This window comes from Planotetraspora mira (assembly GCF_016863275.1).
Lineage (GTDB): Bacteria > Actinomycetota > Actinomycetes > Streptosporangiales > Streptosporangiaceae > Planotetraspora > Planotetraspora mira.
Map to the genome: position 1 here is coordinate 31,431 of NZ_BOOO01000014.1, position 22,434 is coordinate 53,864.

At 70.5% G+C, this 22,434-nt stretch carries 22 protein-coding genes; 12 read left to right on the top strand and 10 right to left on the bottom strand.

All coding sequences use genetic code 11. From position 1 onward, the window contains the following. Positions 1-14 precede the first annotated feature (14 nt). From Pmi06nite_RS13305 to Pmi06nite_RS13330, 6 genes are all read left to right on the top strand, one after another. Positions 15-605: a hypothetical protein gene (locus tag Pmi06nite_RS13305; RefSeq protein ID WP_203953276.1), complete on the top strand. Its 591-nt coding sequence runs from the start codon at positions 15-17 to the stop codon at positions 603-605. Further along, the gene (locus tag Pmi06nite_RS13310) at positions 602-1,294 is read left to right on the top strand and encodes a response regulator transcription factor (RefSeq protein ID WP_203953277.1); all 693 of its coding nucleotides are present in this window, start codon (positions 602-604) and stop codon (positions 1,292-1,294) included. Before Pmi06nite_RS13305 ends, Pmi06nite_RS13310 begins: the two co-directional genes overlap by 4 nt. Beyond that, positions 1,269-2,714 carry a sensor histidine kinase gene (locus Pmi06nite_RS13315; RefSeq protein WP_203953278.1) on the top strand — a complete coding sequence of 482 codons (1,446 nt, stop codon included), beginning with the start codon at positions 1,269-1,271 and terminating at the stop codon, positions 2,712-2,714. The genes Pmi06nite_RS13310 and Pmi06nite_RS13315 overlap by 26 nt, the downstream gene beginning before the upstream one ends. Before the next feature lie 9 nt (positions 2,715-2,723). Further along, complete coding sequence (locus Pmi06nite_RS13320; protein ID WP_203953279.1) at positions 2,724-3,251, top strand: hypothetical protein; 528 nt, start codon at positions 2,724-2,726, stop codon at positions 3,249-3,251. Between the two features lie 79 nt (positions 3,252-3,330). Further along, on the top strand, positions 3,331-5,046 hold the full coding sequence (locus tag Pmi06nite_RS13325; protein ID WP_203953280.1) for a GTPase domain-containing protein: 1,716 nt from the start codon (positions 3,331-3,333) through the stop codon (positions 5,044-5,046). Further along, positions 5,043-6,620: a GTPase family protein gene (locus Pmi06nite_RS13330; protein WP_203953281.1), complete on the top strand. Its 1,578-nt coding sequence runs from the start codon at positions 5,043-5,045 to the stop codon at positions 6,618-6,620. Before Pmi06nite_RS13325 ends, Pmi06nite_RS13330 begins: the two co-directional genes overlap by 4 nt. On the opposite strand, the gene Pmi06nite_RS13335 is transcribed toward Pmi06nite_RS13330, so the two are convergent. The 6 genes from Pmi06nite_RS13335 to Pmi06nite_RS13360 form a co-directional block, all read right to left on the bottom strand. After that, a complete protein-coding gene (locus tag Pmi06nite_RS13335) occupies positions 6,581-7,690 on the bottom strand; it encodes an SPFH domain-containing protein (RefSeq protein WP_203953282.1) in 1,110 nt (369 codons plus the stop codon). The genes Pmi06nite_RS13330 and Pmi06nite_RS13335 overlap by 40 nt on opposite strands. Positions 7,691-7,692: 2 nt before the next feature. Further along, the gene (locus tag Pmi06nite_RS13340) at positions 7,693-8,124 is read right to left on the bottom strand and encodes an NfeD family protein (protein ID WP_203953283.1); all 432 of its coding nucleotides are present in this window, start codon (positions 8,122-8,124) and stop codon (positions 7,693-7,695) included. Positions 8,125-8,182: 58 nt separating this feature from the next. After that, positions 8,183-9,304, bottom strand: a complete 1,122-nt coding sequence (locus tag Pmi06nite_RS13345; protein WP_203953284.1) for a L,D-transpeptidase — start codon at positions 9,302-9,304, stop codon at positions 8,183-8,185. Between the two features lie 36 nt (positions 9,305-9,340). Then, positions 9,341-10,441 carry a fumarylacetoacetase gene (gene fahA / locus Pmi06nite_RS13350; protein ID WP_203953285.1) on the bottom strand — a complete coding sequence of 367 codons (1,101 nt, stop codon included), beginning with the start codon at positions 10,439-10,441 and terminating at the stop codon, positions 9,341-9,343. After that, positions 10,438-11,610 (bottom strand): homogentisate 1,2-dioxygenase, encoded by a 1,173-nt coding sequence (locus tag Pmi06nite_RS13355; protein ID WP_203953286.1) that lies wholly within the window; start codon positions 11,608-11,610, stop codon positions 10,438-10,440. The genes fahA and Pmi06nite_RS13355 overlap by 4 nt, the downstream gene beginning before the upstream one ends. A gap of 87 nt (positions 11,611-11,697) precedes the next feature. Further along, positions 11,698-12,366, bottom strand: coding sequence for a helix-turn-helix domain-containing protein (locus tag Pmi06nite_RS13360; RefSeq protein WP_239113873.1), 669 nt, complete (start codon positions 12,364-12,366; stop codon positions 11,698-11,700). A 27-nt stretch (positions 12,367-12,393) separates the two neighbouring features. Between Pmi06nite_RS13360 and Pmi06nite_RS13365 the strand changes: the two genes are divergently transcribed. After that, positions 12,394-13,521 carry an NAD(P)/FAD-dependent oxidoreductase gene (locus Pmi06nite_RS13365; RefSeq protein WP_203953287.1) on the top strand — a complete coding sequence of 376 codons (1,128 nt, stop codon included), beginning with the start codon at positions 12,394-12,396 and terminating at the stop codon, positions 13,519-13,521. Here the strand turns inward: Pmi06nite_RS13365 and Pmi06nite_RS13370 are convergent. After that, the gene (locus Pmi06nite_RS13370) at positions 13,481-13,690 is read right to left on the bottom strand and encodes an EF-hand domain-containing protein (protein ID WP_203953288.1); all 210 of its coding nucleotides are present in this window, start codon (positions 13,688-13,690) and stop codon (positions 13,481-13,483) included. The genes Pmi06nite_RS13365 and Pmi06nite_RS13370 overlap by 41 nt on opposite strands. A 103-nt stretch (positions 13,691-13,793) precedes the next feature. Here Pmi06nite_RS13370 and Pmi06nite_RS13375 point away from each other — a divergent pair, with 103 nt between their 5' ends. Then, on the top strand, positions 13,794-14,462 hold the full coding sequence (locus Pmi06nite_RS13375) for a response regulator (protein WP_203953326.1): 669 nt from the start codon (positions 13,794-13,796) through the stop codon (positions 14,460-14,462). A gap of 4 nt (positions 14,463-14,466) precedes the next feature. Here Pmi06nite_RS13375 and Pmi06nite_RS13380 read toward each other — a convergent pair whose 3' ends face one another. From Pmi06nite_RS13380 to Pmi06nite_RS13390, 3 genes are all read right to left on the bottom strand, one after another. After that, positions 14,467-15,447, bottom strand: coding sequence for a ketopantoate reductase family protein (locus tag Pmi06nite_RS13380; RefSeq protein ID WP_203953289.1), 981 nt, complete (start codon positions 15,445-15,447; stop codon positions 14,467-14,469). 253 nt (positions 15,448-15,700) lie between these two features. After that, positions 15,701-16,267 (bottom strand): TetR/AcrR family transcriptional regulator, encoded by a 567-nt coding sequence (locus tag Pmi06nite_RS13385; RefSeq protein ID WP_203953290.1) that lies wholly within the window; start codon positions 16,265-16,267, stop codon positions 15,701-15,703. Further along, positions 16,260-17,081 carry an alpha/beta fold hydrolase gene (locus Pmi06nite_RS13390; protein WP_203953291.1) on the bottom strand — a complete coding sequence of 274 codons (822 nt, stop codon included), beginning with the start codon at positions 17,079-17,081 and terminating at the stop codon, positions 16,260-16,262. Before Pmi06nite_RS13390 ends, Pmi06nite_RS13385 begins: the two co-directional genes overlap by 8 nt. Positions 17,082-17,201: 120 nt before the next feature. Here Pmi06nite_RS13390 and Pmi06nite_RS13395 point away from each other — a divergent pair, with 120 nt between their 5' ends. From Pmi06nite_RS13395 to Pmi06nite_RS13410, 4 genes are all read left to right on the top strand, one after another. After that, positions 17,202-19,097, top strand: coding sequence for an APC family permease (locus tag Pmi06nite_RS13395; RefSeq protein ID WP_239113874.1), 1,896 nt, complete (start codon positions 17,202-17,204; stop codon positions 19,095-19,097). A gap of 122 nt (positions 19,098-19,219) precedes the next feature. Next, complete coding sequence (locus Pmi06nite_RS13400; protein WP_203953292.1) at positions 19,220-20,503, top strand: extracellular solute-binding protein; 1,284 nt, start codon at positions 19,220-19,222, stop codon at positions 20,501-20,503. A gap of 6 nt (positions 20,504-20,509) precedes the next feature. Then, a complete protein-coding gene (locus Pmi06nite_RS13405; protein WP_203953293.1) occupies positions 20,510-21,505 on the top strand; it encodes a carbohydrate ABC transporter permease in 996 nt (331 codons plus the stop codon). Continuing rightward, entirely contained in the window at positions 21,502-22,350 is an 849-nt protein-coding gene (locus tag Pmi06nite_RS13410) for a carbohydrate ABC transporter permease (protein ID WP_203953294.1), read from the top strand. The genes Pmi06nite_RS13405 and Pmi06nite_RS13410 overlap by 4 nt, the downstream gene beginning before the upstream one ends. Positions 22,351-22,434 lie beyond the last annotated feature (84 nt).

The following is a 22,434-nucleotide window of genomic DNA, read 5'->3' on the forward strand; positions in this document are numbered from 1 at the left end:
GCCAGGAGATGAATGTGAGCAGGCACAAGGCTGCGGACCTGCTGGAGATCTCGCCCTTCGACGACGATCTCCAGGCCGAGCTGGCGGCCCAGCCCGCTCGGCGCGGGCCGTCGAAGTTGACCATGGCGCTCGGCGCGGGCGTGGTGCTCGTGGCCGGGTTCCTCGGGGGGGTCCAGGCGCAGAAGCACGCCGGAGCCCCCTCCGGGGGCGTCCCGTTCGGCTCCCTCCTGTCCGGCCAGGGCAATGCCGGCGGGCAGCGGGGGCAGGGCGGCTTCGGCCGGGCCGCCGGGGGAGGCGGCGGAGGCGGCGCCGGTGGTGCCGGGGTCGGAGGTGGCGGCTTCGGCGGCGCCGCCGCCGGTGCGACCTTCGGGACGGTCAAGCTCGTCGACGGCGACAAGATCTACGTCCAGACCGCGAGCGGGGACGTCGTCACGGTGAAGACCAGCACCTCCACCAAGATCCAGGTATCCAAGGCGGGGAAGGCCAAGGACCTCAAGACGGGGAGTGTGGTGATCGTCGCGGGCGACAAGGACGCGCAGGGGACCGTCGACGCCACGTCGGTCACCCAGAGCTCGGCTCTCGGCGGCAGAGGGGCGGGCTCATGAGCGCCGAGGCGCGGCTGCTCGTCGTCGACGACGAGCCGAACATCCGGGAACTGCTGTCGGTGAGCCTGCGTTACGCGGGGTTCGAGGTGGTGACGGCCTCGGACGGCAAGGAGGCCGTCCAGATCGCGGAGCGCACGAGGCCCGATCTGATCGTGCTCGACGTGATGCTTCCGGACATGGACGGCTTCGCCGTCGCCGGCAGGCTCAGGGCCACCGGGCGGCGCATCCCGGCGGTGTTCCTCACGGCCAGGGACGCGGCCGACGACAAGCTCGCCGGGCTGGCGCTCGGGGACGACTACGTCACCAAGCCGTTCAGCCTCGACGAGGTCCTGGCGAGGATCCGGGCGGTGCTCCGCCGCACCCGCGGCGAGGCCGCCGCTCCGCCGCCGCGCCTGCGGATCGCCGACCTGGAGCTGGACCAGGACGGTCACCAGGTGTGGCGCGGAGGCAGGCCGGTACGGCTCTCGCCGACCGAGTTCAAACTCCTGCACTACTTCATGATCAACCAGGGCCGGGTGTTGTCGAAGGCGCAGATCCTCGACCATGTGTGGCACTACGACTTCGGCGGCGACCGCAACGTCGTGGAGTCGTACGTGTCCTATCTGCGGCGGAAGATCGACACGGCCGATCTCAAGCTCATCCACACGCTTCGCGGCGTGGGCTATGTTCTCCGTGCCCCGCGCCAGTGAGCTGAGACGGCGGGTAGCCCGCACCCCACTCTGGCTGCGCCTCGTCGGGGGGACGCTGCTGCTCGTCACGCTGGCGATCGCGCTGACGGGCGGCTTCGCCGTCCAGTTGCTGCGCGGCTACCTGGTGCAACGGGTCGACACCCAGCTTCTGACGATGGGCAGGCGCCCACCGGACCTCCAGATCGACGCCGTGCCGCGGCAGGGGCTCCCCGGAGTCCCGCTCCGGTTGTTCGGCTCGTTCTACATCGTCCAGCTCGACGGGACCGGCGCTGTCATGCGGACCATCCAGGAGCCGCCCAATGCCGACCTGCCCCTGTTGCCCCTGCCGTCCGACGGCGGGAGCGGCCTGTTCACGGTCGAGTCGCCGTCGGGGTCGAAATGGCGGGCGATCGTGGCGGACGACGGCGAGGGCGGGTTCCGCGCCGTCGCCATGAGCCTGAACGAGATCGACGGCACGGTCTCCCGGCTGGTGGTCATCGTGTCGGGCGTCGGCTTCGCCGTGCTGGTCGCCCTGGGAGTCGCCTGCTACTGGCTCGTACGGCGAAGCCTGCGCCCGCTGGGTGAGATCGAGCGGACCGCAGAGGCGATCGCCTCGGGCGACCTGTCACGGCGAGTGCCGCTCCGGCATCCGCGGACCGAGATGGGCCGGCTCGGCCGATCGATCAACGGCATGTTGTCCCAGATCGAGGCGGCCTTCCGCGACCGGGAGGCCTCGCAGGAGCGCATGCGCCGCTTCATGGCGGACGCCTCGCACGAGCTGCGAACCCCGCTGACCTCGATCCGCGGCTTCGCCGAACTCGCCCGGCAGCAGCGGTCGCAGGACCCCCTCCGCCTGGTGCGCAGGATCGAGGACGAGGCGGCCAGAATGGGCCTGCTGGTGGACGACCTGCTCATGCTCGCCCGCCTCGACCAGGAAAGACCCCTGGAACGGCGGCCCGTCGACCTGCTGAGCCTCGCGGCGGGCGCCGTACTCGACGCCCAGACCCTCGCCCCGGACCGGGAGATCGACCTGGTCCGGCTGGACGGGTCCGACCAGCCGGTGTACGTGCTCGGCGACGAGACGCGGCTGCGGCAGGTCATCGGCAACCTCATGCGCAACGCCCTGAAGCACACTCCTCCCGGTACGGCCTTCCGGGTCGGAGTGGGAGTGACACCCGAGACCGAGCAGGCCGCGGTGCTCGAGGTGACCGACGAAGGGCCCGGCCTGTCACGCGAGGACGCCGAACGCGTCTTCGAACGGTTCTACCGGGCCGACCCCGCGCGCAGCCGGTCCGACTCGGGCGGGACCGGACTGGGCCTGTCCATCGCCGCGGCCCTCGTCCAGGCCCACGACGGCACCATCACCGCGGAGAGCGAGCCGGGCCACGGCACGACCTTCCGCGTTCGCCTTCCCTCCTGTTCGCCCGTCAAGAAAGGCTAGGTAGATCCCATGCGCTACGTACATGTCGCGATGGCCGCGGCGCTGGCCGTCGCGGTCGCCGGCTGCGGCGGAGGCGGAAGCACGTCGGCGGGCCCGACGGCGGCAGCCGCTCCGAGCGGCGACCAGAGAGCCGCCTTCACCGCGTGCCTCCAGAAGAACGGCGTCACCCTGCCGAGCGGACGGCCCAGCGGGCGGCCGACGGCGAGGCCGAGTGGGCGCCCGAGCGGACGGCCGAGCGGCGGATTCGGTGGATTCCGGTCGATGTCGCCGGAGATGCAGAAGGCCTTCCAGGCCTGTGCGTCCCTCATGCCCCAGGGCGGCGGGTTCGGCCGCGGCGGTGGGAACAGAACCGGCGGTGGGAACGGAGCCAACGCGAGCGCGCTGCAGGCCTTCCGCACGTGCATGAAGGACCATGGGGCCGAGCTTCCCCAGGGTGCGGGCTTCCGCAACATCGACAGGAACGACCCGAAGATCGCCAAGGCGCTGAAGACGTGCCAGCCGCTGCTGCCGACGGCCGCGCCTTCGCCGAGCGCCTGAGCCCTCTCCCCGTGTCCCCTTCGCCGAAATTTGTCACTGATCGCGGCTTGGGGGGCGCGGGCACGGGAAAGCCGGGGGTATGCAGGGAAACGAAGGGCTACTCGCGGCCCTCCAGAGCCTGCGCCACCACCTCGACCCGGATCTGTTCCCCCTGGCGATCGGGGACGTCGCGGCCGACCGGCGTGCTCTGAGGGAGTTGCGCGGGCAACTCGACGACTACCTGCTGCCGCGTCTCGCCGCCATCGACGCGCCGCTGCTCGCCGTGGTCGGCGGCTCGACCGGGGCGGGGAAGTCCACGCTGGTCAACTCGCTCGTCGGCGAGAGTGTCACGGAGCCGGGAGTGCTGCGGCCGACCACACTGGCGCCCACCCTGGTCGCCAACCCGGCCGACTCGGCCTGGTTCACCTCGACGAGCATCCTCCCCGGCCTGCCCCGGGTCACCGGGGACGGCCGCGGCGAGCCGGGCACCCTCAGGATCGCGACGGCCGACCTGCTGCCCGCCGGGCTGGCGTTGCTCGACGCCCCCGACATCGACTCGGTGGTCACCGCCAACCGCGAGCTGGCCGCCCAATTGCTCGCCGCGGCCGACCTGTGGTTGTTCGTCACCACGGCCGCCCGGTACGCCGACGAGGTCCCGTGGAGCTTCCTGCGGACGGCGAGGGACCGCAGCACGGCCCTCGCGGTCATCCTCCAGCGGGTGCCGTCGGATGCGCGCGCACCCGTGACCGCCGACCTCACCCGGCTCCTCCGGGAGAACGGCCTGAGCGGCACGCCGCTGTTCGTCGTCCCGGAGCTGGAGCTGCCGTCGGAGCGCGCACGGCTGCCCGCACAGGCCGTGCAGCCGGTCGCGACCTGGCTCGCCCAACTGTCGGCCGACGCGCGGTCCCGGGCGGCCGTGGTGCGGCGGACGCTGACGGGCGCGCTCGACAGCCTGGGCACGCGGGTGCCCGCTCTCGCGGACAGGGTCGACTGTCAGCGGACGGGGATAGCCGAGCTGCGGGCGGTGGCGGAGAAGGCCTACGACTCGGGCATGTCCGCCTTCGACGAGGGCATGCGTGACGGCATGCTGCTCCGCGGCGAGGTGCTGGCCCGCTGGCAGGACTTCGTCGGGACCGGAGACCTCATGCGATCTCTGGAGTCGCGCATCGGGTGGCTGCGCGACCGCATCACCGCGGTGTTCACCGGGCGGCCCGCGCCGGCGAGGGAGCTGAGATCCGCACTGGAGAGCGGGATCGAGTCGCTCATCCGCGCGAGCGCCGACGGATCCGCCGAACGGGCCGTGGAGTCGTGGCTGGCCATGCCCGCGGGCCGTGACCTGCTGGAGCATTCGGGCGTCCGGATCAGCGGCCGGCTCGGGCGCGCCTCCCCGGACCTGCAACCGCGGGCGGGCGCGGCCGTGCGGGCCTGGCAGGGCTACGTCCTCGACCTCGTCAGGTCGGAGGGCGCCGATCGGCGGACGACCGCGCGGGCCGCGTCGTTCGGCGTCAACAGCCTGGGACTGCTGCTCATGCTGGCGGTGTTCACGTCCACCGGCGGGATCACCGGCGTCGAGATCGGCATCGCGGGCGGCACCACCGTCCTGAGCCAGAAGCTGCTCGAGGCCATCTTCGGCGACCAGGCCGTGCGGACCCTGACCCAGAACGCCCGTGAGGACCTCCGGCACCGGGTGCGTGAGGTCTTCGATCTCGAACAGGCCCGGTTCTCCTCGTTGATCGACGGCCTCGGGCCCGCCGACGACACGGCCGCCCACCTCAGGGAGGCGGCGAAAGCCGTACAGGAGAGGGGCGCCCTGTGAAGCTCCTGCGCGGCAAGGCGGAGGCGTCGCTGGACGACCGGCTGGTGGCGCTCGCCGAGGCGGCGGACCTGGCTGATGGACGGCTGGACCAGGCGGTGGTCGGCCGGGCCCGCGACGTGGTCGCCCGGGCGGGCATGCGGCGCAGCCTCTCGGTGGAGCACACCGCGGTCGCCCTGGCGGGGGCGACGGGCAGCGGGAAGTCGTCGATCTTCAACGCCCTGGCCGGCAGGGAGCTGGCCGAGGTGGGCGCCACGCGGCCCACGACCTCCAAGGCCCAGGCCGCCCTGTGGGGCCCCGACGGCTCGGGCCCGCTGCTCGACTGGCTCGGCGTGCCCCTGCGCCACGTGGTGGGGGAGGGCTCCGGGCTGATCCTGCTCGACCTGCCCGACCACGACTCGATCGTGCTCTCCCATCGGCTGGAGGTCGACCGGCTGGTCGGCGTGGTCGACCTGCTCGTGTGGGTGCTCGACCCGCAGAAGTACGCCGACGCGGCCGTGCACGAGCGTTATCTCAAGGCGCTCGGCCGGCATCGGGACAACATGCTCGTGGTGCTCAACCAGATCGACCGGCTGCCCGAGCGGGCGATCAGGCGCTGTCTCGACGACCTGCGCGGGCTGCTGGCCGTCGACGGCCTCGAAGGCGTCCCGGTGCTCGGCGTGTCGGCACGGACCGGTCAGGGCCTGCCCGACCTGCGGACCGCGCTCGACCGCAAGGTGTCGCGCCGCACCGCGTGGGCGGCGAGGCTGACCGCCGACGTCGGCACGGCGGCCGACGCCCTGTCGGAGACGGCGGGCGGCGCGACGGCCTTCACGCCCGTTCCGCAGACCGCGCTGGTCTGCCCGCTGTCGCGGGCCCTGTCCGAGGCGGCGGCGGTGCCGCTGGTGGTGCGGGCGGTCGCCAAGGCGCACCGGCACCGTGCGGTCGCGGCCACGGGCTGGCCGGTGACCCGGTGGGTGCGCGGACTGCGCCCCGATCCGCTCCGCCGCCTGCACCTGTCGCGGAAGGGGCGCACGTCGTTGCCCGCGCCGACGGCCGTGCAGCTCACGATGGTCGACACGGCCGTGCGCGACGTGGGCGCCGCGGTGTCGGAAGGTCTGCCCGAGCCGTGGGCGTCGGCCGTGCGGCACGCGGCGCGGTCACGGTCGGACGAGTTGGGCGACGCCCTCGACCGGGCGGTGGCCACGGCCTCGCTCGGCGCCTCGAAGAAGCCGCGCTGGTGGCGGGTGATCGGAACGCTGCAATGGATGGTGACCGGGACGATGGCGGCCGGGGCCCTGTGGTTGCTCGCCCTGTTCGCCCTCGGCTATCTGCTGCTCCCGAAGCCGCCCACTCCGACGGTGGGGCAGGCGCCCTGGCCCACCGTGCTGCTGGTCGGCGGTGCCGTGGCCGGGGTGGTCATCGCCTTCGTCTCCCGGGTCGTCGCCTGGATCGGCGGACGGCGAAGGGCCCGCAAGGTCGCCAAGACCTTGCGGGCCGCCATCGACCGGGTGGGCGAGGAGCTGGTGATCACCCCCGCCTGTGCGGAACAGGGCCGTTACGTGCGCTTCGTCGACCGGGTGTCGTCGGCCGGCTGAGCCTCGGGAAGCGCGGAATCGGGAAGCGCGGCCTCGGGAAGCGCGCCGATGTCGGCGGAGCCGGGCCCGATCTGGCGGTGACCGATCGTCTCGCTGTCCTCAGCGGCGGCCCTGGCCTCGGCGGCGGCCTGCTCGGCCGCCGCGACGGCCTCGCTGCCGACCCGGCTCGGCTCGCGCTCGCGGGTGGCGGGCGACGCGGGAAGCGCCTCGGTGAACGCCTTGGAGATTCCCTGCAGCGCCCCCGTGACCTCACTCGGGATCACCCAGAACGTGTTGCCCTGGCCCTGGGCGAGCTGGGGGAGCACCTGGAGGTACTGGTAGGCGAGCAGCTTGGGGTCCGGGTCGTTGCGGTGCACGGCCTGGAACACCTCGTCGATCGCCTGGGACTGGCCCTCGGCCTTGAGGATCTGCGAGGTCCGCTCACCCTCGGCGCGCAGGATCGCGCTCTGCTTCTCGCCTTCGGCGGTGAGGATGTTCGACTGGCGCTGGCCCTCGGCCGTGAGGATCGCGGCGCGCTTGTCCCGCTCGGCGCGCATCTGCTTCTCCATGGCCTCCTTGATGGACTTCGGCGGGTCGATCGCCTTGATCTCGACTCGGTTGACCCGGATGCCCCACTTGCCGGTGGCCTCGTCGAGAACGCCGCGCAGTTGGCTGTTGATGGTGTCGCGCGAGGTCAGCGTCTTCTCCAGGTCCATGCCGCCGACGACGTTGCGCAGCGTGGTCACGGTGAGCTGCTCGACGCCCTGGATGAAGTTGGCGATCTCGTACTCGGCCGCCCGGGGATCGGTGACCTGGAAGTACAGGACCGTGTCGATGTCGACGACGAGGTTGTCCTCGGTGATCACGGGCTGCGGCTTGAACGACACGACCTGCTCACGCAGATCGATCATGGGACGGACCCGGTCGACGTAGGGGATGACGAAGTTCAGCCCGGGCGCGAGCGTCCGGTAGTAGCGGCCGAGGCGCTCGACGTTCCCGGCTCTGGCCTGCGGCACGATGCGGACCGCCCGCAGAACCGTGAACACCGCGACAAGGGCGATGACGAGTCCGGCTATCAGGGCTGCGTCCATGCTTACTCCCGTGGATAGACGAGGGCTGTGGCGCCCTCGATCTCGATGACGTCTACCGTGGCCCCCGGGGGGATGACCAGTGTCTCGTCGTAGGCCCGCGCCGACCACTCCTCGCCCCCGATGCGTACCCGGCCGTCCCGGCCGGTGACCTCTCTGGTCACGTACGCGGCCTTGCCGACGAGCGCCGACACCCCGAAGCGCTGCGACGGAGGTTGCCTGATGTGGCGCTGGGCGATCGGCCGGACGCCGATGAGCCCGGCGGTCGAGGCCACGATGAAGACGACGAGTTGGAGGGAGGGCGGCAGCCCGATCAGGCCCACTCCGGCCGTCAGGAGGGCGGCGATCGACAGGATTCCGAGCGCGGCGGTCAGCGTGAAGATCTCAGCGACGCCGAGCGCCGCGGCCAGAATGAGCCAGATGATCCACGAGTCCATTGCCTCGCCTCCATAGCAATGAACGGATTCCGATCTCGCAGGGTTCCTCCCTTTTAGATTAACTCTGTATGGGAAGTTCGCTGCCACTGAGCCAGTCGGCCCAGGTGAATTGCCAAAATCCCCACCCGTTGTCCGGTGCCAGCTTTCTGGTGGTTCCTGTGATTATGACCGGATCGCCGCGCAGGGCGTGCTCGAAGAACCATTCGGCCTGGTCGGGCCGGGCGTTGATGCATCCGTGGCTCACGTTGGCGCGGCCCTGGGCCCATTCGTTGTCCATGGCGTGGACGTATTCGCCGCTGTTGGAAATCCGCACGGCGTAGTCGATCACCTCGTCGTAATATCCCGGTTCGCCCTTCTCGCGCCCGGGCGAGATCATGCGGACCGGGTCGGCCTTGTCCATGGTCAGGTGGACGCCGCTGGTCGTGGTGTACTCCTCGGTGGTGCCCATGCCCGCGCTGACGGCCATCCGCCGGGCCACCTCCCCGTCCTGCTTCACCACCATCTGGTGGGTCCTGGTGTCGACCGTGCTGACCATCGCGCGGCCGACCTCGAAGGAGACGGTCCGGTCGGCCGTGCCGTACGTGCCGGGGCCTGTCCGGACACCCGTGAGGTGGGCGTCGAGGACGACCTTGCGCCTGGCGGGCCACATCGACCGTGTCCGGTAGACGACCTGCCGGTCGCCGAACCAGTGCCAGGCCCCCTCGACGCCGCTCCGCACCTCCAGAGCCCTCTCGACGGCCGCCCGGTCCTCGACGGGGCCCGTGAACGTCACGATGATCGGCATGCCCACACCGACGGTCTCGCCGTCGGCCGGAGTGACGGAGCCGATGGCGAGCGTGTGCTGCGGGCGGAGGGTCCGGAACCTGCCGGCGATCTGGGCGGTGACGCCGTCCCGTCCGGTGGCGACGGCGTTCACCACGTATTCGGTGCCGGGCCGGAGCGTCCAGGACGAGTGCCACGTCGCACGCGAGGCGTCGAAGGACCCGGGGACGAGATCCCGCCCGGCGTAGGCCAGCACGCTGGTCAGCCTTCCGCCGTCCGCCGTGACGGTGAGGCCGCGTTCCGTCGCGGCCGAGGCGGTGTCGGCCGCGGGGGACATCGTGATCCGGGGGGCCGGAGGGACGACCCGCGCGCAGGCCGCCAGTAAGAGCAGGATCATGATCGTTACCGCGAGACGCATCGCCCCAGGGTAGCGATGAGTGACGACAGGAACACGTTAGGTGGCGGGCAGGATGGTTCCCGACACCTCGCCGAGGCTGAGGCCGCCCGGCGTCACGGCGGAGATCGTGACGACGTCGCCGTCCTCGAGGAAGATCCTCTTCTCCCCGCTCCCGAGCTCGATCGGCTCGGCGCCGTTCCAGGTCAGCTCGATGAGGGACCCCGGCCGGCCGACTCCCGACACGGTGCCGCTGGCGAACAGGTCGCCGGTGCGCAGGGAGGCGCCGTTCACGGTCATGTGGGCGAGCATCTGATCCGGCGTCCAGTACATGTCCCGGTACGGCGGGGCCGAGATCTGCTCGCCGTTGAGCTCGACGCGCAGAGTGAGGTCGAGGCCCCACGGGGCGGACCTGCGCAGGTAGGCGACCGGTTCGGGGTCCTGGGCCGGTCCCTCGACCCTGGCGTCCTCCAGCGCCTCCAACGGCGTGATCCACGGCGAGACCGAGGTCGCGAACGACTTGCCGAGGAAGGGTCCGAGCGGGACGTACTCCCAGGCCTGGATGTCCCGCGCGCTCCAGTCGTTGACCAGGGTCACTCCGAAGACGTGGTCCTCGAAGGCGCCGGCCCGCTCGCCGAGGGCGGTGGGCACGCCGACGACGAACCCCAGCTCGGCCTCGATGTCCAGCTTCTCGGTGGGGCCGAACGTCGGGCGCTGCCCGCTCGGCCGCCTGATCGGCGTGCCGGAGACCACCACCGTGCCCGCCCGCCCGTGGTAGCCCACGGGGAGGTGCCGCCAGTTCGGCTTCAGCGGCTCCTCGTTCGGCCGGAACATCCGGCCGAGATTCGAGGCGTGCTCGAGCGAGGCGTAGAAGTCGACGTAGTCGGCCACCTCGATCGGCAGATGGAGGGTCACGTCGCCGAGCGGGATCAGGTGCCGGGGGTCCCCGGAGGCCGCCACCCGCCTGATGCGGGCCCGCGCCCGCGCCCACGCCGTACGGCCCAGCGCCATGAACGCGTTGAGGGACGATGAGGCGAAGACCGGGTCGCCCAGGGCGGGGGCGAGGTCGAGGACCTGGTCCTCGACCCGCACGCCCACACGGGGCGCCTCGCCGGGGCGGGAGAACACGCCGTAGGGCAGGTTCTCCACGCCGAAGCTCACGCTCGCACCGCCCAGGTCCAGGCGTAACCGGGGTCCTCGCAGGCGAGGGCCGCCGGGCCGAGGTCGAGGGGCCGGAAGGTGTCGAGCATGACGGCCATCTCGCTGGTCACCGACAGGCCCTGCCGTACGGCCTCGACGGCGGCCTCGACCGCGCCGGGCTGGGGCCCGTGGGTGAAGCCCGCCGGATGCAGCGAGACCGAGCCGACGTCGATGCCGGAGCCCCTGCGCGCGGTGTAGTCGCCGCCCGCGTAGAACATGAACTCGTCGGAGTCGACGTTGTGGTGGTTGTAGGGGATCGGCACGGCGTCCGGGTGGAAGTCGAGCGGACGCGGGCAGAACGAGCAGATCACGAAGCCCGGGCCCTCGAACGTCTGGTGGACCGGCGGCGGCGCGTGGGTGCGCTTCACGATGGGCTCGAAGTCGCGGATGTTGAAGACGTACGGATACAGGCAGCCGTCCCAGCCCACCACGTCGAAGGGGTGGTGGGCGTAGGTCAGCCTGGTCAGCCCGCCCCGCGTGCGGACCAGCACGGCGACCTCCTCGCCGTCCACGAGGAACGGCTCGGCCGGGGCGCGCAGGTCACGCTCGGAGTAGGGGGCGTGCTCCAGGAACTGGCCGTGCTGGGAGAGGTAGCGCTTCGGCGGGCGGATGTGGCCGGACGCCTCGATGACCAGCGCGGTCACCGGACCGTCCGGCACCCAGCGGTGGATCGCCCCCGTCGGGACGACGACGTAGTCGCCCTCGCCCACCTCCATGGCCCCGTAGGCCGACTCGAAGCGCGCACGTCCGCTCGCGATGTAGACGCACTCGTCTCCCATGGAGTCCCGGTACAGCTCGCTGGGGGCGCTGGTCGCGGCGTACGAGATGCGGACGTCGGAGTTGCCCGCCAGCAACATCCGGCCGGAGACCAGGTCGCCGTCCGGCCGCAGGTCCTGCGTGCGGAAGTGACGCGGGGAGAGCGGCAGGTTCGGGCTCAGCCCGGAGCCGCCCTGATCGACGGCCTCGGCCTTGACGATCGCCGTGGGCGCGTACCGGTGGTACAGGAGTGAGGAGTCGGAGGAGAAGCCCTCCTCGCCCATCAACTCCTCCTGGTACAGCCCTCCATCAGGCCTGCGGAACTGCACATGACGTTTATCCGGTACCTCGCCGACGACGCGGTAGTACGGCATGGCGACCCTCCATGTCCGAATATCGGACGCGCGCGTCCTCTATACGTACGACGATCCGCCAATGCGCACCAGATGTCAAACCATTGCCTATGGGGGAAAATCGTCTCGTTTCGGATGGGCAAGCGCGGCGGCGACCTCCGCGGCCGCGGCGAGCACCAGAGGGCCGACCGCCTCCACATCGAGGTCGCTGAAGGTCACCACGCCCACCGACGCCTCCAGGCCCGTGAGCCCCCGCACGGGGGCGGCGAGGCCCCGAGCACCCTCCTGGAGCTGGTCCCTCGTGAGGTGGAGCGACGGCTCGTCCTGTCCCGACCGGAGTGCGAGCAGGGCCAGCCCGGCGGCGCCGCGCGTCAGCGGGTGCCGCGACCCCTCGCGGTAGGCCACGTGGAAGTCCGTCCAGGACGGCTCCACCACCGCCACGGCCAGGCCGTCCTCGCCCTCCGCCACGGTCAGGTGGGCCGTCGCGCCGGCCCGTTCCGCGAGCGTCCGCAGCACGGGGACGGCGGCGGCCCGCAGCAGCGGCTGCACGGCCTGGGCCAGTGCGAGCACACCGAACCCGAGGTGCACCCGCCCCTCCGCGTCGCGGCGGGCGAAGCCCTCCTCCTGCAGGGTCGTGATCAGCCGGTAGACGGCCGGCCGGCTCAGGCCGAGTTCGTGGGCGAGCTCGGTGGGCGTGTGGCCTCCGTGGCCGTCCGCGAGCAGCCGGAGCAGCCGTAACCCTCGTTCCAGCGTCTGTGCCGACTCGGCCGTCATCATGTTCACGATTATCGCGACAATGAACACGTGAAGTCGGTGATCGTGGTCGGTGCGGGGATCTGGGGACTGTCGCTGTCGTTACGGCTGGCCGAGACCGGCTGGCGGGTCACGCTGGTCGAGCAGTACGCGCCAGGTCACGTCCGCCAGGCCAGCGCGGGACACACGCGGCTGCTGCGCAGCTCGCACGGGTCGGACGAGTGGTACGCGCGGATGGCGCGGCGGGCCGTGGACGGCTGGCGGAGGCTCGGCGAGCGGGCCGGCGAGGAGCTTCTCGTCGAGTCGGGGCTGATGTGGTTCGCCTATCGGGAGGACGGCTGGGAGAGCAGAAGTGCCCAGGTCCTGAAAAATCTGGAAATCCCCCATGAGCTGCTCGACCCCGAGGAAGCCGGACGCAGGTTCCCCGCCTTCCGGGGAGATGACCTGGCGTTCGTGCTCTGGGAGCCGGAGGCGGGCGTCCTCAGGGCCCGCGATGCCACGCTGGCGGTCGCCAGGCTGGCCCGGGCGGCCGGTGTCACGTTCGTCCGCGCCAGGGCCCTGCCGTACGGCGAGCGGACGGGTGTGGTGGCCGACGGCGAGGTGCTGACGGCGGACCGGGTCGTGTGGGCCTGCGGGGCGTGGCTGCCCGGCCTGTTCGACGTGCCGATGAAGGTCACCAGGCAGGACACGTTCCACTTCGCCGTGCCCCGCGAGTGGGCCTCGCCGCCGCTGCCGGCCTTCTGCGACTACGACCTGTCGGCCTACGGGCACGGCGACATCGGCGGGGCCGGCATGAAGATCACCAGCGACGCCGAGGGCGAGCCGTACGATCCGGAGACCGGGAGCCGGCAGGTGCTCGCGGCCAACGAGGAACTCGCCCGGGACTACATCGGCCGGCGGTTCCCCGCGCTCACCGGCGCGCCGGTGCTGTTCAGCCAGGTCTGCCAGTACGCGCTGACCGCCGACGCCGAATGGATCATCGCCGAGGCGGCCCACGGGGTCTGGCTGCTCGGCGGCGACTCCGGGCACGGCTTCAAGCACGCCCCCGTCCTGGCCGAGTACGTCGCCGAGGTGGTGGAAGGCCGGGCCGAACCCGATCAGAGGTTCGGCCTGCACGAGCGGACGTCCGCCCGAGGCCTCAGGACGAGCGGGCTTCCAGCCACACGCCGAACTCCTTGAGGTTGATGAGGCCGTCGTTGTCGGCGTCCACCTTGGCGATCGCTTCCTGGGCGCCGTCGGCGGTGATCGGCTGACCGAGCACGTCCATGAGCCGGACCAGTTCGGCGGCCGAGATCAGGCCGTCGTTGTCGCCGTCGATGAAGGCAAATGTCGTGGTGTAGTCGCTCATGTGGTCCTCCTGGGGGATTGGCGCTCAGCACCCTAGCCGATCAAGTGCCTTCTCCTCAGGTCGTAGCCTGGAACTTGTGGGTGAACCTTCGCCGCGCGGGATCATGCCCCGCATCCTCGTCGTCGACGACGAGCCGCAGATCCTCCGCGCGCTGCGGATCAACCTCGCAGCGCGCCATTACGAGGTCGAGGTGGCGCCCGACGGCGGTGCCGCCCTGAGGTTGGCGGCGGACTGGCATCCCGACCTCGTCGTCCTCGACCTCGGCCTGCCGGACATGGACGGCGTGGACGTCATACACGGCCTGCGCGGCTGGACCAGCGTGCCGATCATCGTGCTGTCCGGGCGGCCGGGGGGCTCGGACAAGGTCGACGCCCTCGACGCCGGTGCCGACGACTACGTCACCAAGCCGTTCGGGGTCGACGAACTGCTGGCCCGGATCCGGGCGGTGACCCGGCGCACCAGCCCCAAGGAGGCATCGGAGGCCAAGGTGCTCCTGGGAGACCTGGAGGTCGACCTGGCCAACAAGACGATCTCCAGTGGCGTACGGCTGACGCCGACCGAGTGGCACCTGCTGGAGATCCTTCTGCGTAACCCCGGCAAGCTCATCAGCCAGCGCCATCTGCTGACCCAGGTGTGGGGGCCCGCGTACCTGAAGGAGACCAACTACCTGCGGCAGTACATGGCGCAGTTGCGCCGCAAGCTGGAGCCCAACCCCGGCCGGCCCGAGCATCTGCTGACCGAGCCGGGGATGGGCTACCGCTTCCAGCCGTAGGGCTTCACTCCATGAGGCGTTCCAGGGCCTCGACGCCCAGGGTGCCGGGCGCCAGACGCTCGCGGGCGAACCGGTCGGACTCCCGCTGGAGCACGAGGTTGACCGGGGTGGGCACGCCATGGAGGCGGCCGAGCAGCACGATCTCCCCGTTGAGGTAGCCGGTCTCGATCGAGCCGGCGCCCCTGGCCAGGCTCTGCCACGACGACCCTCCGCCGCGTGTGACGCCTTCCAGCGGCGCGACCTCGACCGAGTCCCGCCGCGTCGCCCGCTCCTCCTCCCGGGAGGCGTACGGGATGCCGGCGGCGTCGAGCACGGCGCGGCCCTCCTCGTAGGCGCGCTGGACGATCTTCTGCCGGCCGTCCGCGTGGCCGCACAGGGCGTCGACGGCGTTGCCGAGGTTGGTCAGCAGCTTGGCGTACTTCCACCGCATGACGTCGGCCACGGGGAAAGCGGCGAAGTTGCTCGCGGTGAGGTCGGCCGCGATCCGCTCGGCCGTCTCGTCCACACCCTGGGGATAACGGCCGATGGGGAGCATGCCGGACAGCGGCCTGCCGTACGTCGCGACGATCCCGGGCTCGAGGTGCAGAGCGGGCATCCACACGCACATCCCATAGACCCGGGCGAAGCGGCGCAGCGCGACACGCTCGTTCTCCACGGCGTTCTGCGCGCAGACGAGCGGCAGCCGTTCCGCGGCCGTGCCGTCTCCCCCGACCGGCCGGTCCGCCCACGCGTCGAGCGCGCCGGCCGTGTCCTGGGTCTTGGTCGCGAGGACGAGCACGTCGTCGTCGCCGAGCCGTACGGGCCGGTCCGTGACCGGGATCGGCAGGCGGACGTCGCCTTCGGGGGTGATCAGGCGCAGGCCGCCGTCGCGTAAGGCCTCGTAGTGTGCGCCGCGGGCGACGAGGAGGACGTCGTGGCCGCTCTGGAAGAGCCGCCCGCCGATGGTCCCGCCGATGGCGCCGGCGCCGATGATGATGTACCGCACCGCTCGATCCTGGCACGTGCCGCCGGGCCGGGGTTCCGGCAGGTCCCACGACCGAATATGCTGCGTGCGGTTCACATTCGCGCGCGTCATCCGGAGGACGGGTCCATGTACAAGGAGTTCCTCGGCGAGGTCGTCGTCTGGCTGATCCCTGTCGTCGTCCTTGTCGGACTGGCGATCCTGATCACGCGGCCCGCCTGACCGTTTCGAGAATGCCCGGCCACGCCGCGGCGGAGCATGATCCGCTCGACGTGGCCTAGTCGTTCTCCGCCGGCAGAAGACCATCGACGATCGTCTTCTCCAGCAGCCGGTAGGACGTGTCCAGATCCTCCGACAGTCCGAATCCTCCGGCCACTTCCAGTACGGCGAAGCCGTGGACGGCCGCCCGCAGGCAGCGGGCGGTGTGGACCGCGGCTCCGCCTTCCAGCCCGCACCCGCGCAGCACGGCGAGCACGACCTCCAGCAGCCTGCCGCCCGCCTCGGCGAGCGCGGGGTCGATCAGCGGCGCCGGGGGCATGGCCGCGTAGCGGAACGGGTGCTCGACGGCGTAACGGCGCCACACCCGCATCAGCGCGATGACGGCCTCGGGCCCGCCGCGGCCCATCACGGCGGTGCCCACCAGGTCGGTCATCTCCTCCATGACCCGCTGGGCGATCAGCGTCCGCAGTTCGCTGATGTTCCGTACGTGCTTGTAGAGGGACGGCGTGGCCACGCCGGTGCGGACCGCCACCGCGGACAGCGTGAGAGCCTCCGGCCCCTGTTCGTCGATGAGGGCGAGCGCCGCGTCGACGACGCCGGCGGGGGACAGGCCCGCTCTAGGCACTGACGGTCTCCTGGAGGAACTCGCGGATCGCCTCGGCGGTCGGCCCGGGCATGTCCTGGTAAGGGTAGTGTCCCGAGCCCTCGATCATCGAAAGCCGGGCGAGCGGGGCCATCAGGTCGACCGCCAGCCGGGCCTCCTTCTCCGGATCGGGGAAGTCGGGGTCCCTGGTGCCCATGACGACCAGAACCGGGCATCGCACGTCTCCCGTTCGCTCGGTCCAGCGGGTCTCAGTGGGTGCGACGACTCCGCGGGTCGCGGCCATCCTGCCGGGCTGCCGCAGGGTCGTCCTGAGGTGGCGCAGGTGGTCGTCGAGATCAGCAGGCTTCACGGTCGGGAACAGTGACCTGTAGTACATCCCCCACAGCAGCGGGCTGTGCGTGACCAGCCCCTGCGCCGCCCGCAGGACCAGGCTGAGCTTCGGGTCGTCGACGAACGGGCTGATCAGGACGAGCCCGGTGACGTCGACGGGGGAGTCGGCCGCGGCCCACGTCGCGGCCGCCGTGCTGGAAGAACTGCCGACCAGTACGGCCGGCCCGCCGAGGTGGCGCACGAGGGCGAGCAGGTCGCCCGCGACGTGCTCGGGAGCGTAGGACGACCAGCCCGTGCTCGACTCGCCGTGTCCGCGCACGTCGACGACGGCCACGCGGCGCCCCGCATCGGTCAGGAGCGGCGTCAGGTGCCGGTAGGCGGCGCGGGTGTCGCCCATGCCGTGTGCGCACACCACGAGGGGCCCGTCCTGGGGGCCTTCGACGCTGTAGGCGAGCCGCCCGCCGGGCAGGTCGAGGAATCGCGTCTCACTCTTGCTAATGCTCATAGCTGAAAAGCTAATGGCTTTAGCCGTCGTGTGTCAACCGCCAGATCCATACCGGTTTTTGACGTCTTGGGGCTCGGGCCGTATGCACGGCGCTCAGTAGCGTTTCGTGATGTGGCGGCCATGGACAGGTTGCGCTCGTGGCTCCTGGAGGGGCTCCAGCACGCGGACCTGAAGGCCGTGGGGCCGCACGGTCCCGAGGCGCCGCATGCGCGGCACCGGTGGTGGCAGGTGATGTGCCTGACCGGTGTCGACTACTTCTCGACACTCGGCTACCAGCCGGGCATCGCCGCGCTCGCGGCGGGTGCGCTGTCCCCGATCGCCACGCTGTTCCTGGTGCTCCTGACGCTGCTGGGCGCCTTGCCGGTATACCGGCGGGTGGCGGTGGAGAGCCCGTACGGCCAGGGTTCGATCGCGATGCTGGAGCGGCTGGCCCCCAAATGGTGGGGCAAGGTGTTCGTGCTGGTCCTGCTCGGGTTCGCGGCCACGGACTTCGTGATCACGATGACCTTGTCGGCGGCGGACGCCACGGCGCACATCCTGGAGAATCCGTTCGCGCCGCAGGCTCTGCAGGGGCATCGGGTCGCGGTCACTCTTGGCCTGCTGGCACTGCTGGGCGTGGTGTTCCTGATGGGGTTCAGGGAGGCCATCGGCATCGCGGTGGTGCTGGTCGGCGTCTACCTGGCGCTCAACGCGGTGGTCGTCGCGATCTCTCTGCTCCACATCGCCGAGCATCCGCCGGTCGTCGCCGACTGGAGGCGGCTGTTGCTGGCCGAGCACGGCAGCCCGCTCGCGATGATCGGGGTCTCGTTGCTGGTGATGCCGAAGCTCGCCCTGGGGCTGTCCGGCTTCGAAACGGGTGTGGCCGTGATGCCGCTGGTCAAGGGAGATCTGACCCGCCGGATCAGGGGGACGAAGCGGCTTTTGACGACCGCCGCCCTGGTCATGAGCGTCTTCTTGATCCTCAGCAGTTTCGCGACGAGCGTGCTGATCCCGGAGCAGGAGTTCCGCAGGGGCGGGAGCGCCAACGGCCGGGCCCTCGCGTATCTCGCCCACGACTACCTGGGCAACTACTTCGGGACGCTCTATGACGTCAGCACGATCGCGATCCTGTGGTTCGCCGGGGCGTCGGCGATGGCGGGACTGATCAACCTCGTCCCGCGCTACCTGCCCCGGTATGGCATGGCCCCCGACTGGACGCGCGCCGTCCGGCCGCTGGTGCTGGTGTTCACCGCGATCGCCTTCGCCATCACGATCATCTTCCACGCCGACGTCGACTCCCAGAGCGGGGCGTACGCCACGGGCGTGCTCGTGCTGATCCTCTCCGCGGCGGTCGCGGTCACCATCTCGGCCCGCCGACAGGGCAGGCGCAGGCTCGCGGACGCGTTCGTGGTGGTCGACGTGGTGCTCGCCTACACGCTCGTGGCCAACGTGATCGAACGCCCGGACGGCGTGAAGATCGCGTCCTTCTTCATCGTCGCGATCATCGCGACCTCGCTGGTCTCGCGGGTGACGCGGTCGATCGAGCTTCGGGTCACCCATGTGAGGCTCGACCCGGTCGCCGAGGATTTCGTCAACGAGGCGGCCGGCGGGATCCACCTCATCGCCAACGAACCCGGCGCCCGCGACCAGGCCGAGTACAACGACAAGCTGCGTGAGCAGTGGCTGACCCACCGGCTGCGCAGCGAGGAGCCGATCATGTTCGTCGAGGTGACCGTGCCGGACGCCTCGGAGTTCGAGGCCGAGGTTCGGGTCTGCGGCGAGGACCGGTGGGGCCATCGCGTGTTGCGCATGGAGAGCCCGACGGTGCCCAGCGCACTTGCCGCGCTCCTGCTCTACCTGCGCGATCGCACGGGACAGGTGCCGGACATCTACTTCCACTGGGCGGAGGGCAACCCGGTCGTCGCCATGATCCGCTACGTGCTGTTCGGCGGCGGAGACGTGCCCGCGCTGACCCGTGAGGTGCTGCGCAAGACCGAGCCCGACGTCGCCTGCAGGCCACACGTGCATGTCGGTTAGCCACTCCCCGTAACAGCTCGACAACGGCCGTTGATCCCGCCGTAACCCCGCTGTACCGTCGGCGGCATCGGACGGAAACTATCGGATGATGCCCGAAAGTTTCAGAGCCAGAAGGGACCACCGTGAAATCGTTTCGGCGAAGTGCGGCGCTCTGGGCGGCGGCGGTACTGATCCTCGGAGGTTGTGGCGGCACGGGGAGCGATGACGGTGCGGGCAAGAGCTCGGCCGGAGCGAAGGTGACGGTCGAGTTCTGGAACATCGCGACCAACGAACCGCTCAAGACGGTCTTCGCCACGGCCATCAAGGACTTCGAGGCCAAGCACCCCAACATCACCATCAAGAACGTCCCCATCGAGAACGACGCGTTCAAGCCCAAGCTGACGACGACCACCCAGTCGGGCAAGGCGCCGGACGTCTTCCAGACCTGGGGCGGCGGCGTGCTCAAGCAGCAGGCCGACGCGGGGCTGGTCAAGGATCTGACCGCCGACACGGCCTGGATCGGCAACTTCACCGATGCCGCGCTCGCCGCCTACCAACTCGACGGCAAGACGTACGCCATCCCGCACGACATCGGCATGGTGGGCTTCTGGTACAACAAGTCGCTGTTCGCCAAGGCCGGCATCACCGAGCCTCCCGGCACCTGGGCCCAGTTCCTCGACGACGTGACGAAGCTCAAGGGCGCGGGCGTCACCCCGATCTCGCTCGCGGGCAAGGCCAAGTGGCCCGGCCACTACTACTGGGCCTACCTCGCCATGCGGATCGGCGGGCTGGACGCGCTCAAGCAGGCCGGCGACAGCAAGGACTTCACGGCCCCCGCCTTCGTGCAGGCGGGACAGAGCCTCAAGCAACTGGCCGACCTCCAGCCGTTCCAGAAGGGCTTCCTCGGCGCGGCGTACGACACGCCCGACGGTGAGGCGGCGACCATGGGCAACGGCAAGGCCGCCATGGAGCTGATGGGCCAGTGGGCGCCGTCCGTGCAGTCGTCGGCGGGCAAGGGCATCGGCGACGACCTCGGCTTCTTCCCCTTCCCCACGGTGGACGGCGGCAAGGGCGCGGTGACCGAGGCGTTCGGCGGCGGCGGCGGGTTCGCCATCGGCGCGACCGCGCCGGCCGAGGCCGTGGAGTTCCTGAAGTTCCTCACTGACAGCACCGAACACCGCAAGGCGGTCGAGTCGGGCGGCGTCCTCCCCGTCCTCAAGGGCGAGGATGACGCGGTCAAGGACCCGAATCTTTCGGTCGTAGCCAAAAACCTTTCGGGCGCAACCGGATTCCAGCTCTACCTCGATCAGGCGTACCCGCCGGCCGTCGGGCAGCAGGTCAACGACAGCGTGGCCGAGCTCATCGCCGGGACCAAAACCCCTGAACAGATCACCCAGGCCATCACGGAGACGGCGAAGTCGGAGTAGCGCCGCGTGGAGACGACGACAGAGCCGGGCGCGCCGTCCCGCCTCCCCGCCGCTGCGGCGGGGAGGAAGGCGCGCCCGGCCAGCGCCGGCGCGCGAGGCGGTCGATTACGCGGCCTCGTGACGATCGCCCTGTTCCTGCTGCCAGGGCTGGTGCTGTTCTGCCTGCTGGTGGTGGCACCGATCCTGGTGGCGTTCTACACCAGCACGTTCAAATGGAGCGGCCTGGGTGGACCGCCCACGGAATTCGTGGGACTCGACAACTTCACCAGGCTCTTCGCCAATGAGGTGTTCCTCGGCGACCTCTGGCATGGCGCCGTCCTGATCGCCCTGTCGGTGGTGGTGCAACTCCCGCTCGCGCTCGGCATCGCGTTGCTGCTCAACCAGCGGCTGCGCGGCCGGGCCTTCTACCGGCTGGTGTTCTTCGCTCCGTACATCCTGTCGGAGGCGATCACCGCGGTCCTCTTCACGATGATCCTTTCTCCCGACCAGGGGCTGGCGAACCAGATCCTCGGCATCTTCGGCCTGGACGGCCTGGAGTGGTTCGCCGACCAGTCGACGGTGCTGGTCGCCCTGTTCCTGGTGATGACGTGGAAGTACTTCGGCTTCCACATGATCATCTATTTGGCGGGCCGGCAGGGCATCCCGAAGGAGCTGACGGAGGCCGCCCAGATCGACGGGGCCTCCGGCTGGAAGGTGTTCAGGTTCGTCACCCTGCCGCTGCTCGGCCCGACGATCCGGATCAGCATCTTCCTGTCCATCATCGGGGCGATCCAGCTCTTCGACCTGGTGTGGATCATCACCGAGGGCGGTCCCACGCACTCGTCGGAGACCATGGCCGTCACGATGTTCGAGTTCGGCTTCAACCGGTTCCAGGTCGGCTACGCCAGCGCGATCAGCGTGGTGATGTTCCTCATCAGCCTGGTCTTCGCGCTCGCCTACCAGCGATTCGTCCTGCGCCGTGACCTCGAGGGAGCGACCACCGTCATGCGAGACCAGCGATGAACGGCCGGGCGAACCCGGTGATCTCCGGAAGGCTGCGAGGACTCTCCCTGCACCTCGTCGTGCTGGTGATCGCGGCGTTCGTCGTCGTGCCCCTGCTGTACGGCGTGCTCGGCGGGTTCAAGGACACCGGCCAGCTCTCCACGAACCCCTTCGGGCTGCCCTCGCCATGGGTCCCGGAGAACTACACGGACGTCATCATGTCGGCGTCGTTCTGGCGCCAGCTGGGGAACAGCACGTTCATCGCGATCGCGACGACGGTCATCGTGGTCGGCGTGTCCGCGATGGCGGCCTTCGTGTTCGCCCGGTTCGCCTTCCGGGGCAGGGAGTTCCTGTTCACGCTGTTCGCGGCCGGGCTGATGTTCCCGTTCGCGGTGGCGATCCTGCCGCTGTTCGTGTTGTTGCGGACCTTCGGCCTGCTGGACAACCCGTTCGGCGTGATCCTTCCGCAGGCGGCGTTCGGGCTGCCGATGACGATCGTCATCCTGCGCGGATTCTTCCGGGCGATCCCCGGCGAGCTCGAGGAGGCCGCGACGCTGGACGGGTGCGGCGCCTTCGGCTTCTTCTGGCGGATCCTGCTGCCGATGGCCAGGCCCGCGATCGCGACGGTCTCCGTGCTGGCGGTCGTGGCCAGCTGGAACAACTTCATGCTGCCGCTCGTCGTGTTCAACGATCCGAACTGGTGGACCATCCCGCTGGGAGTGCAGCGGTTCCAGGGGCAGCACGCGTCGGAGACGGCGCGCATCCTGGCCTACATCGTGCTCGCCATGATCCCCGCCCTCGGCTTCTACGCCGTGGCCGAGCGGCATCTGATCGGAGGTCTCACGGCGGGGGCCATGAAGGGCTGACCCCAAGACCTTGACGCCGCCTTGGCCCCACGGCGTCCGTCGTCGTGTTTACCCTGGCCATAGAGGCAACGGGATCTTGTCACG

What these genes read in the sequence shown, in the direction of transcription:
- Pmi06nite_RS13375 (WP_203953326.1), top strand. Translation starts at nt 13,794, where the DNA reads ATGCCCCGCATCCTCGTCGTCGACGACGAGCCGCAGATCCTCCGCGCG.
- Pmi06nite_RS13390 (WP_203953291.1), bottom strand. Translation starts at nt 17,081, where the DNA reads ATGAGCATTAGCAAGAGTGAGACGCGATTCCTCGACCTGCCCGGCGGG.
- Pmi06nite_RS13310 (WP_203953277.1), top strand. Translation starts at nt 602, where the DNA reads ATGAGCGCCGAGGCGCGGCTGCTCGTCGTCGACGACGAGCCGAACATC.
- Pmi06nite_RS13325 (WP_203953280.1), top strand. Translation starts at nt 3,331, where the DNA reads ATGCAGGGAAACGAAGGGCTACTCGCGGCCCTCCAGAGCCTGCGCCAC.
- Pmi06nite_RS13370 (WP_203953288.1), bottom strand. Translation starts at nt 13,690, where the DNA reads ATGAGCGACTACACCACGACATTTGCCTTCATCGACGGCGACAACGAC.
- Pmi06nite_RS13395 (WP_239113874.1), top strand. Translation starts at nt 17,202, where the DNA reads ATGGACAGGTTGCGCTCGTGGCTCCTGGAGGGGCTCCAGCACGCGGAC.
- Pmi06nite_RS13410 (WP_203953294.1), top strand. Translation starts at nt 21,502, where the DNA reads ATGAACGGCCGGGCGAACCCGGTGATCTCCGGAAGGCTGCGAGGACTC.
- Pmi06nite_RS13355 (WP_203953286.1), bottom strand. Translation starts at nt 11,610, where the DNA reads ATGCCGTACTACCGCGTCGTCGGCGAGGTACCGGATAAACGTCATGTG.
- Pmi06nite_RS13315 (WP_203953278.1), top strand. Translation starts at nt 1,269, where the DNA reads ATGTTCTCCGTGCCCCGCGCCAGTGAGCTGAGACGGCGGGTAGCCCGC.
- Pmi06nite_RS13335 (WP_203953282.1), bottom strand. Translation starts at nt 7,690, where the DNA reads ATGGACGCAGCCCTGATAGCCGGACTCGTCATCGCCCTTGTCGCGGTG.
- Pmi06nite_RS13345 (WP_203953284.1), bottom strand. Translation starts at nt 9,304, where the DNA reads ATGCGTCTCGCGGTAACGATCATGATCCTGCTCTTACTGGCGGCCTGC.
- Pmi06nite_RS13340 (WP_203953283.1), bottom strand. Translation starts at nt 8,124, where the DNA reads ATGGACTCGTGGATCATCTGGCTCATTCTGGCCGCGGCGCTCGGCGTC.
- Pmi06nite_RS13360 (WP_239113873.1), bottom strand. Translation starts at nt 12,366, where the DNA reads ATGATGACGGCCGAGTCGGCACAGACGCTGGAACGAGGGTTACGGCTG.
- Pmi06nite_RS13320 (WP_203953279.1), top strand. Translation starts at nt 2,724, where the DNA reads ATGCGCTACGTACATGTCGCGATGGCCGCGGCGCTGGCCGTCGCGGTC.